We start from the raw sequence: 16,061 nt of genomic DNA, 5'->3' as shown, positions 1-16,061 counted from the left end.
TCTTTAATATCCGAGTAAAATCAATTTTTTTTATTTAGTGAACTATATGCAAATTAATTCAAAAGAGGCTGTTTACGAAAAAGAACATCCAAAGGATGAATTCAACAATTTTCCTTGTGCCATTTCACAACATCCTTATAAGAAATATCGCCCCCAAATATATCAAGAGCGCTACCAATGGTCAGATCAACCCTGTTTCGTCCCAAATGCTTAACTTTGTCAAGATCTGAAAAACGGTTTGCGCCACCCGCATAGGTTACTGGAATGGGAGAACAGGTTCCCAGCAATTCAACCAGATCTGTCTGGATTCCCTGCATCATGCCCTCCACATCAACCCCGTGAACCAAAAATTCATCACAATATGATGCCAGATGAATTATGGTTTCCGGGTTCACCACAACATCCGTATATTTTTGCCATCTGTCTGTAACTATCCAAAACTCTCCATTTTTTTTTCTGCAACTCATGTCAAGTACAAGATTTTCTTTACCAACGCAATCGACAAGGGTTTGAAGTTTTGCAAGGTCTATTTTTCCATTGGAAAACACATAAGATGTAACAATCACATGACTTGCTCCGGCATCAAGATATCTTTCTGCATTAGAAGGGGTAATTCCGCCGCCGATCTGTAATCCTCCGGGATAGGCTTTTAGAGCAGATAGCGCCGCATCCGTATTCCCAGGACCAAGAGATATGACATGTCCACCTTTCAGGTTGTCTTTCCGGTACATTTGTGCGAATTCTGAAGAGGCTCTTCCTGTTTGAAAATTGGTAACAGGAGACACCTTTTCCGATTCTTTCAGGGTCCCTCCGACAATTTGAACAACCTTTCCTTCCCGCAGATCAATACAAGGCCTGAATTTCATTATTTATTTTCCTTAAACAACAGAACTTTGAGTGTCGGTTAAATCTTAATATCCATTAATAGTCATTTATATAAAAACGACATTTTTTTATTTGTACCATTTGGGTGGTCATGTACCGAGGTTCCAATCCAACAACTGAATTTAAAATCAAAACAGCCAATAAAAGGCTATTCATATCAAATATATTGTTTTTTGCAAGATCTATATTGTTATACAGGCAACAAAATTAATTTTTTTCATTAGTTTTTTTCTTACCCGGAACAACAAAACAGCATATCCGGATCAATCAGTGCCCGGAGCAATAAATATCCGGATAACTTCCAATATCAATGATATGCATTTGCAAAGTACCGGGTTGCAAATAAATTGCTTTCAGGATGTGATTGTTTACAAAAAAAAACGGGGATATCTTTTTGACGAAATTGATACAGTTCTTCAGTATGGCAAGGGTTGCCGGAAAAAAGGTTCGCGGCCTCCCTGGCGTAAAAGGGGCGAATCTTGGTGAGATGACCAAAATCAAAAACCCTGTACCGCCGTGGATACAATAACCACAGAAGCATTTAAGTATGTTTGTGAAAAGTTCAAGACTGTTTTCAGCAGGAAGTCACGACATCAAAAAAAATCGTTGAGAGACCTCTTGTTTTGAAAAATCATACCAGGCAGACTGAATTTTCCCAAAGATTCAACCCGGAACTCTTTTTTCTCGACAATGGCTTTTGCAGCCAGAATTCCACCGGCAATTGCCGCATGGATACCCTCTCCCATATCAAGTGTGGACAAACCGGCTGCATCCCCGATCACAAACACATTGTCCTTTTGACATTGGTTCATACGGTGGCGCAGATAGTAGGTATGACCTTTGGGCGTTTCCGGAATTTTGTTGATCAATGAGAGCCTTAAAAGTTTTTGGGTAAAATATCGCCAATGGTCCATAATGGTTGTGCCCTGTTTTTTCATTTTCAAAAATTTTCCGCCGATACCGATATTTAACCAACCATTGCCCTTGGGAAGATACCAGGAATATCCCGGAAGTTTTTTGTCAAAAAACCAAATGTGGCATCGGCTGTCCTGGTAATCGCAAACATACTCTTGTTCAACTGCTGCAATCATAGACTTCATGGGTCTTTTTTCATCTTTGCTGAAAAAAACTCTGAACACTGGACAATGGGTGCCTCCGGCCCCAACAAGATATTGGCACCTGTATTGGTTATCAATAATATAAAAACCGTTCTTTTTAATGATTTTTTTAACTGTATGCGTATGCACAGGAACATTGGCCCGCTTCACCATCCAGTCATCAAATTCAACTCTGCGTATGGCATACTGACGTGTTTGAACCGGAATATGAACCCCGAACAGGTAAAAATGAATCCTGTCAACCGGATGAAGCAAAAAAGGATATTCCTGTTTTTTAAAATCAATGGCATTCAATGCCTTTGGGTTTATCCATCCGGCGCACAATTTGGAACGCGGAAAAGGCTTCCGGTCCAGGATAAGGATTTGTTCTTCTGCCTGCTTGAGTTTCCATGCACATGCAGAACCTGCAGGGCCTCCGCCGACAATAATTATTTTAGAATCTATCATTTGAATCTATTCTGTTAAACATATTCTGTTAAAAATATCAGTTGAGTCTATCATAGATGAAAATCTCAATTTATCCGGCAGTCCGGACGGGTCCTGCCGGGTTTGGTCATTACAATCTGCCATAATTGCATGCTTCGTGAACGGAATCCGCCGGCACAGCTTAAAAGATAATATGTCCACATCCTGTAAAACCGTTCATCGTATTTTTCTTTCAGACCTGGCCAGGCTTTTTTAAAATTCTCATGCCAGGCCATCAGGGTTTTATCGTAATCCTCACCAAAATTATGCCAATCTTCCACCACAAAAAGCCCTTCCATTGCTTTCCCCAGAAAAGCTATGGATGGCAGGGAGGAATTGGGAAAAATATACTTGACCGTCCAGGGATTGCAAATTTTACGGCTGACATTGCTGCCAATGGTATGAACAAAAGCAATTCCTTCATCCTTGAGCAGACGATTTGTCAGTTCCATATAGGCCCTGTAGTTCTTGTACCCGACATGTTCCATCATCCCTATGGAAACAACCCTGTCATACAACCCTGATGCGTTCCTGTAGTCATCGAGCCGGATATCAACGGGCAGGCCCCTGCACTGTTTTTTTGAAAACGCAGCCTGTTCCCTGGACACTGTAAATCCAGTGACATGGGCATCATATTTTTGAGCGGCATACCGTGCAAAACCGCCAAACCCGCATCCAAGTTCCAACACCTTCATTCCCGGCTTCAGGCCGATTTTCCTGCATACCAGTTCCAGTTTGGCTTTCTGGGCCGATTCAAGGGTGTCTGCCGCCTCCCAATAGCCGCAGGTATACTGCATTCTTTTGTCGAGCATGGCTTGGTAAAGGTCATTGCCGACATCATAATGTTTTTGACCTACCATGAATGCACGATCAGGTTTCTGCAGGTTAATAATTCTGGCTTTTAAAATTTCCCATGTGGTGTTCCAGTCCTGACGAATCTTGTTTACAAGATCTGCACGAAGAATTTTATCAATAAACCTGTCAAGGGCTTTGCATTCCCACCATTGATCCATGTAGGACTCGCCAAGCCCCAGTGCGGCTTTGCTCAATACCCTTTGGTACAAATTATCATTTTTAACCTGGATATCATAGGGACGTGGCCCGTTAACCTTAATTCCCGCCATATCCATCAGACCATGAAAAGTATATTTTACCTTATCATTATTCATGTCTTCCACCTTTTTTCCCAAATATGGATTCTAAAAATAATATAAGCAAAGATTTAATTGATCTTACTTGTTTAATTCTTTAATGACTCTGAATTATAGCATATGTATATAATCAATAACTAACTTTGGGTCAATAAAAGCATAAAAAAAAAACAAAACCTAACCAAACGGCCCCAAAAAACAAAAAAGCTGTTTTAGAGATCAGCAGATAATGGACAGCAATGATTTCAATGGTTGCAAATTTGCAAACATCGAAATTTTTCCAACATAAACCCACCACTGTTTTTAATTATTTTCTTTCACACTCTCATAAAAACAAAAGTCAACTGCTTGTAAAATAAGCGGATATCTCCATAAAAAATAAAACAATATTTCTATTGCATATAAAAACAAAAAGGTTAAAATGTATTGCAATATTGCAACCACTTGGTTAAAATACCGACCAATGAAACTAAAAAACTTGGGCAGATTATAGATGACAAACAAAAAAATATTTGGACCGCTTACGGAAGATACCACTAAGGTGATTCTTGAAAGCATATCAGATGGTGTTTTTACAATAAATTACAACTGGGAAATCACATCGTTTAACCGGGCAGCAGAAGAAATAACCGGCATTTCGCGCAAGGATGCCATTGGCCGGCATTGCTGGGAAGTATTTCGCTCCAACATGTGTGAAAAAGACTGCGCCCTTAAAAAAACCATGGAGGACGGCAAGCCTTTTATCAATTCGTCCGGATATATTATTAACAATGAAAAGAAAAAAATTTCCATTACCGTATCCACATCTCTTTTGATTGATAAAAAAGGAGAAGTGATCGGAGGAGTTGAAACCTTCAGGGACAATTCCCTTGTTGATCAGCTTAGAAAAGAGCTTTCAACAAAATTTAAAATGGAAGATATTGTCAGCAACAGCGATGCCATGAAAAATATCTTTAACATCCTGCCCCAGGTATCTGACAGCGATTCTTCAGTTCTGATTGAAGGAGAGACAGGTACGGGCAAGGAGCTGCTTGCAAGGGCCATTCATAACATGAGCCACAGAAAAGACAAACCGTTTATTGCCATTAACTGCGGTGCTCTTCCGGACACGCTTCTGGAATCCGAGCTGTTCGGATACAAAAAAGGGGCCTTTACCAATGCCATGAAGGACAAACCCGGCCAATTTGCCCTTGCCGATGGCGGCACCATCTTTTTAGATGAAATCGGGGATACAAGTCCAGCTTTTCAAGTCAGTCTCCTTCGGGTTCTCCAGGAACATGAATTCACCCCCCTTGGTGCTTTGGGCCAGGAGAGAACAGATATCCGCATTATGGCGGCAACCAACAAAGACCTATCCGCTCTTGTCGCTCAAAATCAATTCAGGCAGGATCTGTATTATCGGATTAATGTTATCCGGCTTTCCTTACCACCTCTAAGGCATAGAATGGAAGATATTCCGCTTCTTGTGGATTGCTTTATCAAAAAAATGAACATTCACCAGGGGAAATTTATCCAGGGAGCTGATAAAAAAGTTCTTAAGGCCTTTATGTCCCATGATTTTCCAGGCAATATCCGGGAACTTGAAAATATTATAGAACATGCATTTGTGCTTTGCTCAGAGGGGCATATAAAGCTCAATCATCTACCAGGTTTTCTGTCATTGCCATCCAGTATCACCAGCGAAAAAGACAACAATCCTGTCAAATCAGCACAGATAAAACTTATCACCGATGCCCTGGCACGCAATAATTATAACCGTAGTGCCGCAGCTAAAGACCTGGGTATCCATAAAAGCACACTTTTCAGAAGAATCAAGAAACTGGGAATGAGATTATAAGACTTTTTCTTTTGCAATTGCAACGCCTGCAATTCAAATCGTCTTATTTATGCAACCCTTTTTATTATACAGGCTAAACCATTTGGTTTGTTTTTTGGCTTAAGCTTTTGTTTTTTATGATTATATAGCCAAATGCCACGTTTTTTTTCATCCAGGCACATGCTTTGCAGTTCCTTAAAGCTTTCAGAACAAATGGAGGATATCATTGAAATTAGCCATAACAATCTGGGGAAACCGTATATCACCTGTTTTTGATGCTGCCGGAACACTGCTGGTAGCAGAGATTAAAGACCGGATGATCATAAAAAAAAAATATGCGTCTTTTAACCCTGAAACACCATCTGATCTTATAAAAACACTAAAAAAAATGGAAGTGTCAGTTCTTATATGCGGCGCTATTTCAACAAAACCTGCAGATTTGATTGTTGAAAGCGATATTAAACTCATCTCTTTTGTGACAGGAAATGCATTAAAACTTCTCGATAATATTGCCCAAAAACAAACCATTGAAAAAACATTTATGATGCCGGGATGCAGCAAACAATACTGCTGGCGCTACAAATCAAAAAAAATTCAGATTTAAGGGTACGGTCGGACTCTTCGTATAAAGGCCATGGCAGATCACTCTGCCACGACAAATAATTAAAGATATTTAATTTCAGCAGGTTAAAAGTTCTTTTATATAAAGTATTCCCGGATAAACCTCCGGTAAAAAGAACTGTGACAGGCGCTTACCCCATATTCTTGATGCCTATTGCTTGGGATGACATTTTGTACAGGACACAGGTGCAGGTACCTTGCCCTTTGGATCACCTTTTTCCTTGTTGTAATCCCTGTGGCAACCAATACAATTGGCATGAAGGGCTTCAAAATGATACCTGGCTATTTTTTCTTTTTTAGCAAGTTTTTCACCCTTTATTTTTTTTGTACCAGGGTGACAATCAATACATCCTTGGGGAATATCAGTCGCTTTTAAAACCAACGGATTTCCGGTTTCATCATGATGACAACTGCCACAGGCAATTAAATATTTTTCCACATGCTGCTTATGAGTAAATTGCACAATCCCTTTAGTGTGCTTCTCATACAAAGGATTATTCATTGAAATGATATCAATATTAGACTCAGTACCAGATTCAACGATTTCAGGCTTAATTGTTTCAGAATCTGTTTTTTCCTGAATTGCTTGCTCTTTGATTTTGATTTCCAGGGATTGAACAGTTTTTTCTTCAGACGGGACATTGACAGGTTCAGAATGACTGGCCAAAGATTTTTTCACAATCAACTGATCTTCTACTACCTTTGTTTTGTCTTTTTCATCAATATAAACTTTTGTCTGAGCTTTTTTTGATATTTTGTTATGTTTTTCAGTATCATGCAAAGGAATTGAGTAATAACTCAAAAAAAGAATGGAGATTAAAATAATCAAGAAAATAATATTTAGCCCTTTTGATTCACTGTTCACGTCTTCCCTCCTATTTAAAATATTTTAAAAAGTTTTTTATCCTCAGCAAATGCCTTTAACTTGAAATCAATTAAAAATCAAACAAATTTTTCTTTACACCAAGGCCTGCAATTGATAATCAAATGCTATCCATACGAAATGGCTTAATTTTTTGATATCATTATTTTAACAGTACATTAATTCTAATGCGGATAGGATTGCCTATGAAAACATTAAAAAAAATCGTTATTCTTGTCAGTGTTATTTTCTTTAGCAGTATTTTCTGTGTGTTTGCACAAAATACCGGTAAAAAAACCATTCTATTGAACGGTGGTAAAAAGGGAAACATTAATTTTGAACATCATATGCACCAGACTATTATCAATGATTGTTTGATCTGCCATTCTTTTTTTCCACAAAAATCAGGCTCCCTGGATGAATCAAAAGACAGCGGAACAATCAAAGCAAAGCAGGTAATGAATACCGTCTGTATCAAATGCCACAGGGAAATGAAAAAAGCCGGAAAACATTATGGGCCATTACAATGTTCCGGTTGTCATACCAAGTAGGCTTTCTTTTTGTACTTTTTAACCTTTTTGTACTTGTTAAATTGTTGATACTTTTTTTAATGTTTTCAGTTTCCCCAAGGGAGGGTTATGGTTCAAAAACCCACATATGAAGAATTGTTGATCAAGATAGAATCCCTTGAAAAAGAAGTGCAAAATGTCAAAGAAGCCTATCAGGTTCAAACGGCTGAAAAAGAAAATCATCAAAGGTTTTTAAAATTTTTACCCTATCCCGTCCTGGCAAGGGATGCAAAGGAACGGGTCACCTATTTAAACCCTGCTTTTACCAAAACCTTTGGCTGGACATTAAATGAGATGAAAGGAAAAATAGGAAAAAATTATGTTCCTGATTCACTTAAAACCGAATTAAGGGACAAGATAAAAATGCTGCCATACAGTAAAAATATCCTGCAATTCAACACCAAGCGGCTGACAAAAAATGGTGATATTCTGGATGTAGTCATTCGAATTGGTGTGGACAGAGATAAAAACAAAAATCCTGAGGGTGTGATTATTGTCCTCAAGGACGTGACCATGGAAAAACGGATCGACCGCAATCGCACGGCTATGAACCGCATCAGCAAGGTTCTCCCCCAATACCCTGGTTTAAAAAAGCTACTTTTTTATGTGAATACCGAGATCAAAGAACTTTTAAATGTTGAGAGTGCCAATACAATTTTACTGGATGAGGCTCAAAAAGAATTCTATTTTTTCAGTGTCGCCCACGATGACCCTACTACAAGGGAACATATTGAGAAAACTCGATTTGCAATGAGTGAACTTATGTCAGGCCAGGTCGTAAAGACAGGTAAGCCCATTATTGTTAACACCCCTTCCGACGACAGGCAATTGTATCAATTAAGGAACCGGAAAATGGGATATAAAATAAAAAACTTACTCCTGGTTCCTTTAAAAAATAAAGACCGCATTATCGGTATACTGGCTGCTGATAATAAAAAAACAGGCGATTTTGATGAAACTGACCTGGAAACATTGAATACAATTTCTGCAACAGTTGCTCTCTCGATTGAAAATGCAAGGGTTTCAAGGGAATTAAGAGAAGCTTATGAAGAATTAAAAAGCCTGAACCATGCAAAAGATAAAATGATCAGCCATTTGTCCCATGAACTGAAAACCCCTGTAGCAATTCTTTTAAGCTCTTTTAAAATCCTTTCAAAAAGGCTGGCGGATCTTCCTGAAAAAACCTGGCAACCAACAATGGAAAGGGTTCAAAGAAACCTGGATCGGATTATTGGAATTGAAGGAGAGGTTTCTGATATTGTTGAAAAAAAAGATTTTTTTCATCATAAGATCTTTTCCCGTATCCTGGAGCAATGCCGTGATGAATTTGAATCTCTTATTGCAGAGGAAACCGGGGAAAAAGGGATCATTGCCAAAGTAAGCCGGAAAATTGAAGATATTTTCAGCAGTCGTGATCTTGTTGTCCAGGATATTTTTTTAAACAGGTTTGTTGAAAAAAGGATTAAAGCCATAAAACCTGATATGTCCCACAGAAATATCTCTTTGATTCCCCACCTCAAATCTTCTTCCCCGATTCGAATGCCTGTTGATCCCTTAAAAAAAACTGTAGATGGATTGATTCGAAATGCCATTGAAAATACACCGGATGGGGGAAAAATTGAAATTTTTGTTCATCAAAAAGGCAATGGCATGCAATTTGTGGTAAAAGACCATGGAATAGGGCTTACACAAGAAGCCAGGAAAAGAATTTTTGAAGGTTTTTTTTCTACTCAGGAGACCATGAATTACTCATCCAAAAGGCCTTTTGATTTTAATGCCGGCGGCAAAGGCGCTGATCTTCTGAGGATGAAAATATTTTCTGAAAAATATAACTTTAAAATTTCCATGACCTCACAACGCTGCCGGCGTATTCCAAAAAACATGGACGCATGTCCAGGTTCGATACAAGAATGCCAGAATATTCCCGGACCTGAATGTGATGGCATGACAACGGTAACCTGTTTTTTTCCTTTTCCTGAAAGCAAATAAAATTTTATAACAGGACGAATAAACAAGCTGACCATTTCAGTTGTTCAAAAATCATCTAAAAATAAAACATACGGCTCACCCAATCACAGGCGAGCCGTATGTTTTATTTTTTTTTCACCTGTTAATATCGACCGAATTGCTCGGCAGCATCAATCATAGCCATTACTTTTATGGGAGCGGCATCTGCGGGAAATTCACACCCCGGAGTCAGAATAAATCCGCCGGGATTGTCTTTGCCCTGTTCAATAGCCTCTTTGCATAATTGAACGACTTGTTCATAGGGTTTTTCAAGAATTGCAATAGGATCAACGTTACCACAAATAATATCATGATCTCCAAAGGCTTTGATCTGATCCGGAATTGATGTTTCAGGACCAAAAATCCAAATATATCTGCCGTGCCAATCGCATTCTTCTCTCATCTTGACATAGTAAGGAATATTTAAATTCTGATCTGCACATGGATGCATCAATGAGACACCAATGCCGAGTTCTTTTATTCTTTTGTTCACTTTTAAATTATAAGGATAAACCAAATCTTTAAATGTTACGGGTGAAATCATACCATTGGCTTCCAGTGGACCCGCCTGAAACGGCATACAGTGCTGAGCGCCGAATTTATTAACAAAATACTCCAGGGCATTGATAAACATATCGCTGACCTTGTCCATTAGCATATGCACCGCATCCGGCTCAGTAACCACCCAGGTTAAAAAGCTATTGGTTTCAGCCACCTGTGCCGCGGCTGAAAAAATACTTCCCGCCTGAAAACCGGCCGGCATTCCCATTGCAACACATCGTTCAGCGTTTCTGTCGGCAATGGCAAATCCCCCCGGCAGAGGGCCGTCAAAGGTTGGAACCTCCAATTTTTCAATATCTTCAAGGGTCTTTACGGGAGACTCAATAACATAAGGTGCCAGTTCACCACTTCCATCGGGCATACCCACTTTTCCGCCAAATTCCCAGGGGCCGCAGGCGGCATATCCGTAAAGAGGTGTTTGTTCATAACCATGCAGTCGCATACTGGCAAAATTAGCATCAAAGTAGTTGTCTCCGTCTGACCAGAACTCACCCGGGGGCATGCCCGCAATATTTGCTGCATATCCCTGAATAAAAGGAACCACCGGAACCCTGTCCGGTTTTTCCTGGCCCATTAATACCGCCATCATTCTTTCAGGTGGGGTCATTGGTTTTGTCATCTTTGGTTCTCCTTGAATGATATGTTTAATGTTTCGGGTTGGTCAGCATCCAAACAACTTAAGCAAAATTAATTCTATATTTTTTTATTTTTTCTAAAAAAAATGATCAAGCCATTTTACCTGGACACTGTTTTTTTCACCCGGATTCTCCCGTACTTGATTGCTTTGTAACAAAAACAAAAATCACATTTTCATAAGACTTCTGGCAGCTTGAACTGCTTTTGGGCCATTTTCACCATACCCGCTTGATCCGATCCGTTCCGCAAATTCAATGGAAACAGGGGCACCGCCCACCATGGTTTTAATGTCACTGACCTGCTCTTTCAGTTCTGCCACGATTTTTTCCATGGATGGCATACTGGTGGTCAAAAGAGAGGACAATGCAGCAATATCAGCATTGTTTTCCGAAATAGCCTTTACAAATGCTGCAGTATCATTATCCACTCCAATATCCACGACATTGAACCCTGCCCCTTCCAGCATCATGGCCACCAAATTTTTTCCCACATCATGCTGATCGCCCTTAACAGTACCGATAACAATTGTGCCTTTGGACTGGATATTGGTTTCAGCCAGTATCGGTTTTAAAACAGCCAGTCCATTTTTCATGGTCATGGCACCAATGAGCATCTCCGGTACAAACAGCGTACCTTCACTATAAAGCCTCCCCAACTCATCCATGGCAGCAATAAGTCCGTCCTGAATAATTTCGGAAACATCTGTTTCCAAAGCAAGTTCTTTTTGAACCAAACCTGCAATTTCCTTATGTTTAAAGTCCAAAACTGCCTGATAGATATCATTGACTGCCATCTTTTGCTTCTCCTGTTTATGCCCATTACTATTTAACGATCTTAATATTGAGGCAAATTCTAATCCTTAACCTTATTTTTTGTCAAGCACAATTACAAAAAAATAAGTTTTTTACCACAAATTTGACAGCTACAACTCGAACACATGCGCCAAAACCCCAGTAAGATAAACCATAATGCCACAACACAATCTTAAATGTACAATATAGTTTTAAGCACTCAATCAATTATTATCCAAATATTATTTTGAATCTTACAATAACCCTTATTTTTTCGAGCAATATTCATAATAACATATCAATAAAAATCACAACCCTTGAAGTTATCCTATATTTTTTATACACCAACAAAACAATATGCTATCAGGCTGTTATCCTTAAATTAATAATATTTCAAACATTACATGACATCTAAAAACACCAATATGTCTTTTTTTCAAACAACAAAAAAACTTGACAAAATTATTCTATATTGCTTGAATATGCCTCATATAATATCAAATTCAATTCACTGACTGACAATTATTTAGTTTGATATTGGAGAATGTTCACAATTTTTAACAAATGAATCCAACCCAAAGAACCGACAAGCAAAGCCTGTTAAATCCAGTAAAGCTGCTGCCGTGAAGAATGGAATCAAAACAAGGGGTCATATAAATGTTTATCGTTATTGGAGAAAGAATAAATACCACCCTGGAACAAGTAAAAAAAGCAGTAGACAAAAGAGATGCTGCCTACATAACAAATGATGTAAAAAACCAAACAGAATGCGGCGCAACTTATATTGATGTAAACGCAGGCGCTGGAATCGGTCATGAAGAAGAAGACTTGAAATGGCTGATAGAAGTTGTACAAAAAGCCACTCACCTTCCTTTGTGCATAGACAGTCCTGATCCGAAAATTCTGGAAACAGCCTATGAGATGACTGACAAGCCTCCGATAATCAATTCGATAAGTCTTGAAAAAAACAGATTCAATGCAATGATACCATTCCTAAAAGGAAAAGATTGTAAAATCATTGCACTGTGTATGGATGATTCCGGAATGCCGAAAAATTCACAAGATATCATCCGTTGCGCAAAGACCATAGTTAAGGAACTTGAAGATATAGGAATCAAAAGGGATAATATTTTCATAGACCCCCTGATCCAGCCCATGAGTGTTGACGGCAATAACGGCACAATGGTTCTGGAAGCTGTAAGCGTGATAATGAAGGAGCTTAAAGGTGTCCATACAACCGGAGGGCTTTCCAACATATCCTATGGCCTGCCGCAAAGGAAAATAATCAACCGCAGTTTTCTTTTGATGCTTATGGCCAATGGATTTAATTCCGCCATAATGGACCCGACCGACAAAGATCTTATGGCTGCCTTAAAAACCGGAGAAATGATTATGGGAAATGACAATTTTTGTATGAATTTTTTAAAATCAGTTAGAGCCGGAGAAATAACAGCTTGATGTTATTTAAGTTATGAGCCGTTTCAATCCGCACCCCCAAGTTCTTAGTCATTTAAATGTTGCCATAACGTTAAATGATGTTTTAAAGCTGATTGAACCGTCAGGCCGTCACCCACAACTAATTGAAATCGCAGAAAAAACATTTGGTAAAGTTAAAACCATATGGAAACCAGCAGCCGTATACGGATGGTTTGAATTCCAACAGACAAATAGCGACCCTTTGTTATGCAGCCTTAAAGACACTGATAGCCGCAGCAATATCAGTCCAGGCTATGCCATTAAATTTTTGAGGCATGCCAGCCATTCACTTATATCTGTTTACACAGCCGGGCATGAATTTGAACTGCAATCCATAAAAGCATCCTCGAAAGGAGATTTTATGGAGGCTTATCTGATTGATCTCATTGGATTGCTAATTCTCAAACAAACAGAGCAGGTCATCAAAAAAATTGCCGAGAAACAGGCCCAAAAACTGGGATGGGGTGTAAGCCCCTTTCTAAGTCCGGGTTCAGTCAAAGGATGGGACATAGAAGATCAAACAAATCTGTGTTCACTTCTGCCCCTTGAACAAATCAATGTAAAAATCCGAAATGCTGTTTTATCGCCTTTTAAAACTGTTTCCTGTCTTATTGGTTTGGGGGTGGCATACAAAACAATTATTGTTGGAAGCACCTGTGAAGTTTGTACGAAGAATCATGACTGCCGGATGAAATTGATTCAAACTATAAATTAAGGAATTCATAAAATTGAATAAATATCATATCAACTTACTGCCCCATGGTAGACAGATCAACGCAAGATCAGGAAAAAGCATGATGGAAGCACTCATGGATCAGAATATTTTTTTAAGATCCGATTGTGGTGGCAGGGGTACGTGTGGGAAATGCCGGATCAAAATTATTCCCACCAATGATCCGCCTGAATTTAAAGAAGCCTGTAAATTCATAGTTACAAAAAATACTGATATTGAAATTCCCGAATCATCCATGCTGTCATCCCATATAATCAGCAAAGCCCCGTTATCTTTGCCGACTGAGTTCAAAGACAAATTCAAAACCATTGACAAAAAAAACGAATATGGCATTGCCGCAGATATCGGCACCACAACCATTGCCATGTATCTTTGCAACACAGCAAGGGGCAAGACACTTTCATCCATCTCAGTAAAAAATCCTCAAGCCATATACGGGGATGATGTCATGAGCCGTATTGGCGCCATCTATCAAAAAAAAGAGAACCTTGCATATTTACAAAAAATCATTGTCAACGCAATGGAATGGGGGATCAAGAAACTTCTGGATTCGCTTGATTTTAAAGATGAAATGGTTTCAAGAATGGTGGTTGTGGGCAATCCCACAATGATTCATATTTTGGCTGGTGTTGACCCCAAATCCATTGGTCTCTCCCCTTACCACCCGGCATTTTATGATGCAAAAAATATTTGTTCAAATGATTTGAATTTTACTTTGAACAAATTTTCAATCCAGACATTGCCCCAGGTATCAGGTTTTATTGGCGGAGATATCCTTGGTGCAGCCATTGCAGTTGACCTTGAAAATCAACCGACCGGAACTTTGCTGGTCGATCTGGGCACTAACGGAGAACTTATGTTAAAGGCAAAAGACCATTTTTTTGCAGCTTCGTGTGCAACCGGCCCGGCATTTGAAGGGGCATCCTTGTCGTGCGGGATGCAGGCAGTTCCAGGTGCCATTAATCAGGTTAAAATCAAGAACAAAAACGACCTGCCTGAATATACATTTATCAACCCTTCACAATCTTTTGGATTAAAACCATCTGGAGTCTGTGGAACAGGTGTGATCAGTGCTGTGGCCCAGTTTTTACAAAAACAGATAATATCGGCCGATGGTGCCTGCAAAAAAGACATTCATTTTCCTTATGTTCTCGCCCAAAAAAGTTCATCTGCAAATAATTCTGACATTTTTATCACCCAAAAAGATATCCGTTCCGTCCAATTGGGAAAGGCAGCTTTGATTACCGGGATTGAATTTATCTTAAAGGAAGCAGGGCTTGATAAACCTGAAAAGATCATTATTGCAGGGGCCTTTGGAACATTTCTTGACAAAAAGGATATGATGACGTTGGGAATGATTCCGGTCATGGATCATGACAAAATTGTTATTGCGGGGAATTCAGCCGGAGCCGGAGCCGTAATGATCTTGTGTGACAACTCTTTGCTTGACAAAGCTGCACAAATTGCAAACAAGGTTAAAGTTGTTGATTTTAACGCCAAACAAGACTTTCAGGACGTTTTTATCAAAAAACTTAAATTCTAAAAATTTAATATCTTTAAATCAAAAAGTTGTTGTTTTCTCAAAAAAATATATTTGTTTGTAATTATCCTGTTTGATTTTCAGAAAAAAAAAGATTACATATTGTCTCATGCTAAATAAAATAATAGAAAATAAAACAAAAATACATACTCGGGATATCCAGCTTGCCACATATCCCCATACCGATGGCCAGGTGATTGTTCACGGGATCTTAAAAGACCAGAGATACACTAAAGTGTTTGATATCACAGGAGAAGTCAAAGAACCCGGAATCGTTCACCATCTGGATGTAAAACTGCTGATCAAACCTGATCCGCTTATGATAGAAGATGTCCAGGTACAGATGGTACATGTCCCTTTGTCCGAATGTACAGACACCCTTGATACTGTTGAGAAGCTCAAAGGTCTTGAAATAAAATCGGGATTTTCAAAAAGTATTCGGGATATCATGGGTGGGAAAAAAGGATGCAGCCATCTTTGCAATCTGATCATTGTGATGGGCCAGGAGATTGTCCAAGGCTGGCTGGCCCATGACAGAAGAAAAAAGCCATTGATTCCAAAAGATCTTGACAGTATCCGTGAAAAAAACTTTTTAATTGATTCCTGCCGGATGTGGACCCTGCAAGGCCCAAAAGTAAAAAGCCTTAAAAAAGCAATAGAATCAAATCAATAAAAGCAAATCAATCGGTTTGACAAAGATCCCCTGAAATTCATAAAAATAGTTTTTGGGGATCTTGGAATCGTTATTAGGCACCTGGACTAAAATTTCTTCTGATTTCAGCTTGGAAGAAGGCCCCTCAATCAGTGAAATTCCCTGCCATGAAGAGGAA

At 39.0% G+C, this 16,061-nt stretch carries 15 protein-coding genes; 9 read left to right on the top strand and 6 right to left on the bottom strand.

The features are described from left to right. Nucleotides 1-101: 101 nt before the first annotated feature. Nucleotides 102-866: a phosphoribosylformimino-5-aminoimidazole carboxamide ribotide isomerase gene (gene hisA / locus BLT94_RS02325; RefSeq protein WP_014958199.1), complete on the bottom strand. Its 765-nt coding sequence runs from the start codon at nucleotides 864-866 to the stop codon at nucleotides 102-104. A gap of 413 nt (nucleotides 867-1,279) precedes the next feature. On the opposite strand from hisA, the gene BLT94_RS22485 reads away from it, so the two are divergent. Then, nucleotides 1,280-1,414 carry a hypothetical protein gene (locus BLT94_RS22485; protein ID WP_281243335.1) on the top strand — a complete coding sequence of 45 codons (135 nt, stop codon included), beginning with the start codon at nucleotides 1,280-1,282 and terminating at the stop codon, nucleotides 1,412-1,414. 64 nt (nucleotides 1,415-1,478) lie between these two features. Here the strand turns inward: BLT94_RS22485 and BLT94_RS02315 are convergent, their stop codons facing one another. Then, nucleotides 1,479-2,450, bottom strand: a complete 972-nt coding sequence (locus tag BLT94_RS02315) for an NAD(P)/FAD-dependent oxidoreductase (protein ID WP_092230010.1) — start codon at nucleotides 2,448-2,450, stop codon at nucleotides 1,479-1,481. 65 nt (nucleotides 2,451-2,515) lie between these two features. Then, on the bottom strand, nucleotides 2,516-3,637 hold the full coding sequence (cfa, locus tag BLT94_RS02310; protein WP_092230008.1) for a cyclopropane fatty acyl phospholipid synthase: 1,122 nt from the start codon (nucleotides 3,635-3,637) through the stop codon (nucleotides 2,516-2,518). 475 nt (nucleotides 3,638-4,112) lie between these two features. On the opposite strand from cfa, the gene BLT94_RS02305 reads away from it, so the two are divergent. Next, entirely contained in the window at nucleotides 4,113-5,456 is a 1,344-nt protein-coding gene (locus tag BLT94_RS02305; protein ID WP_092230006.1) for a sigma-54 interaction domain-containing protein, read from the top strand. A 205-nt stretch (nucleotides 5,457-5,661) separates the two neighbouring features. Next, nucleotides 5,662-6,039, top strand: a complete 378-nt coding sequence (locus BLT94_RS02300) for a NifB/NifX family molybdenum-iron cluster-binding protein (protein WP_092230004.1) — start codon at nucleotides 5,662-5,664, stop codon at nucleotides 6,037-6,039. Between the two features lie 168 nt (nucleotides 6,040-6,207). On the opposite strand, the gene BLT94_RS22260 is transcribed toward BLT94_RS02300, so the two are convergent. After that, nucleotides 6,208-6,921, bottom strand: coding sequence for a cytochrome c3 family protein (locus BLT94_RS22260; protein WP_245742910.1), 714 nt, complete (start codon nucleotides 6,919-6,921; stop codon nucleotides 6,208-6,210). 203 nt (nucleotides 6,922-7,124) lie between these two features. Here BLT94_RS22260 and BLT94_RS02290 point away from each other — a divergent pair, with 203 nt between their 5' ends. Together BLT94_RS02290 and BLT94_RS02285 are read left to right on the top strand one after the other, a co-directional pair. Beyond that, the gene (locus tag BLT94_RS02290) at nucleotides 7,125-7,469 is read left to right on the top strand and encodes a cytochrome c3 family protein (RefSeq protein ID WP_092230001.1); all 345 of its coding nucleotides are present in this window, start codon (nucleotides 7,125-7,127) and stop codon (nucleotides 7,467-7,469) included. An 87-nt stretch (nucleotides 7,470-7,556) separates the two neighbouring features. Continuing rightward, nucleotides 7,557-9,476 carry a GAF domain-containing protein gene (locus BLT94_RS02285; RefSeq protein WP_092229998.1) on the top strand — a complete coding sequence of 640 codons (1,920 nt, stop codon included), beginning with the start codon at nucleotides 7,557-7,559 and terminating at the stop codon, nucleotides 9,474-9,476. A 121-nt stretch (nucleotides 9,477-9,597) separates the two neighbouring features. On the opposite strand, the gene BLT94_RS02280 is transcribed toward BLT94_RS02285, so the two are convergent. Further along, complete coding sequence (locus BLT94_RS02280; RefSeq protein WP_092229996.1) at nucleotides 9,598-10,674, bottom strand: uroporphyrinogen decarboxylase family protein; 1,077 nt, start codon at nucleotides 10,672-10,674, stop codon at nucleotides 9,598-9,600. 183 nt (nucleotides 10,675-10,857) lie between these two features. Continuing rightward, the gene (locus tag BLT94_RS02275) at nucleotides 10,858-11,484 is read right to left on the bottom strand and encodes a cobalamin B12-binding domain-containing protein (protein WP_092229993.1); all 627 of its coding nucleotides are present in this window, start codon (nucleotides 11,482-11,484) and stop codon (nucleotides 10,858-10,860) included. A 655-nt stretch (nucleotides 11,485-12,139) separates the two neighbouring features. Here BLT94_RS02275 and BLT94_RS02270 point away from each other — a divergent pair. The 4 genes from BLT94_RS02270 (at nucleotide 12,140) to BLT94_RS02255 (ending at nucleotide 15,904) form a co-directional block, all read left to right on the top strand. Continuing rightward, a complete protein-coding gene (locus tag BLT94_RS02270) occupies nucleotides 12,140-12,940 on the top strand; it encodes a dihydropteroate synthase (RefSeq protein WP_092229991.1) in 801 nt (266 codons plus the stop codon). A 13-nt stretch (nucleotides 12,941-12,953) separates the two neighbouring features. Further along, entirely contained in the window at nucleotides 12,954-13,673 is a 720-nt protein-coding gene (locus BLT94_RS02265) for a hypothetical protein (RefSeq protein WP_092229990.1), read from the top strand. A gap of 13 nt (nucleotides 13,674-13,686) precedes the next feature. Next, nucleotides 13,687-15,234, top strand: coding sequence for an ASKHA domain-containing protein (locus BLT94_RS02260; protein WP_139168967.1), 1,548 nt, complete (start codon nucleotides 13,687-13,689; stop codon nucleotides 15,232-15,234). Between the two features lie 106 nt (nucleotides 15,235-15,340). Next, nucleotides 15,341-15,904 (top strand): DUF2889 domain-containing protein, encoded by a 564-nt coding sequence (locus BLT94_RS02255; RefSeq protein WP_092229986.1) that lies wholly within the window; start codon nucleotides 15,341-15,343, stop codon nucleotides 15,902-15,904. Nucleotides 15,905-16,061 lie beyond the last annotated feature (157 nt).

The organism is Desulfobacula phenolica (genome assembly GCF_900105645.1).
In the GTDB taxonomy this organism is placed as follows: Bacteria; Desulfobacterota; Desulfobacteria; order Desulfobacterales; family Desulfobacteraceae; genus Desulfobacula; species Desulfobacula toluolica.
This window is presented reverse-complemented; position numbering and strand designations above follow the sequence as displayed.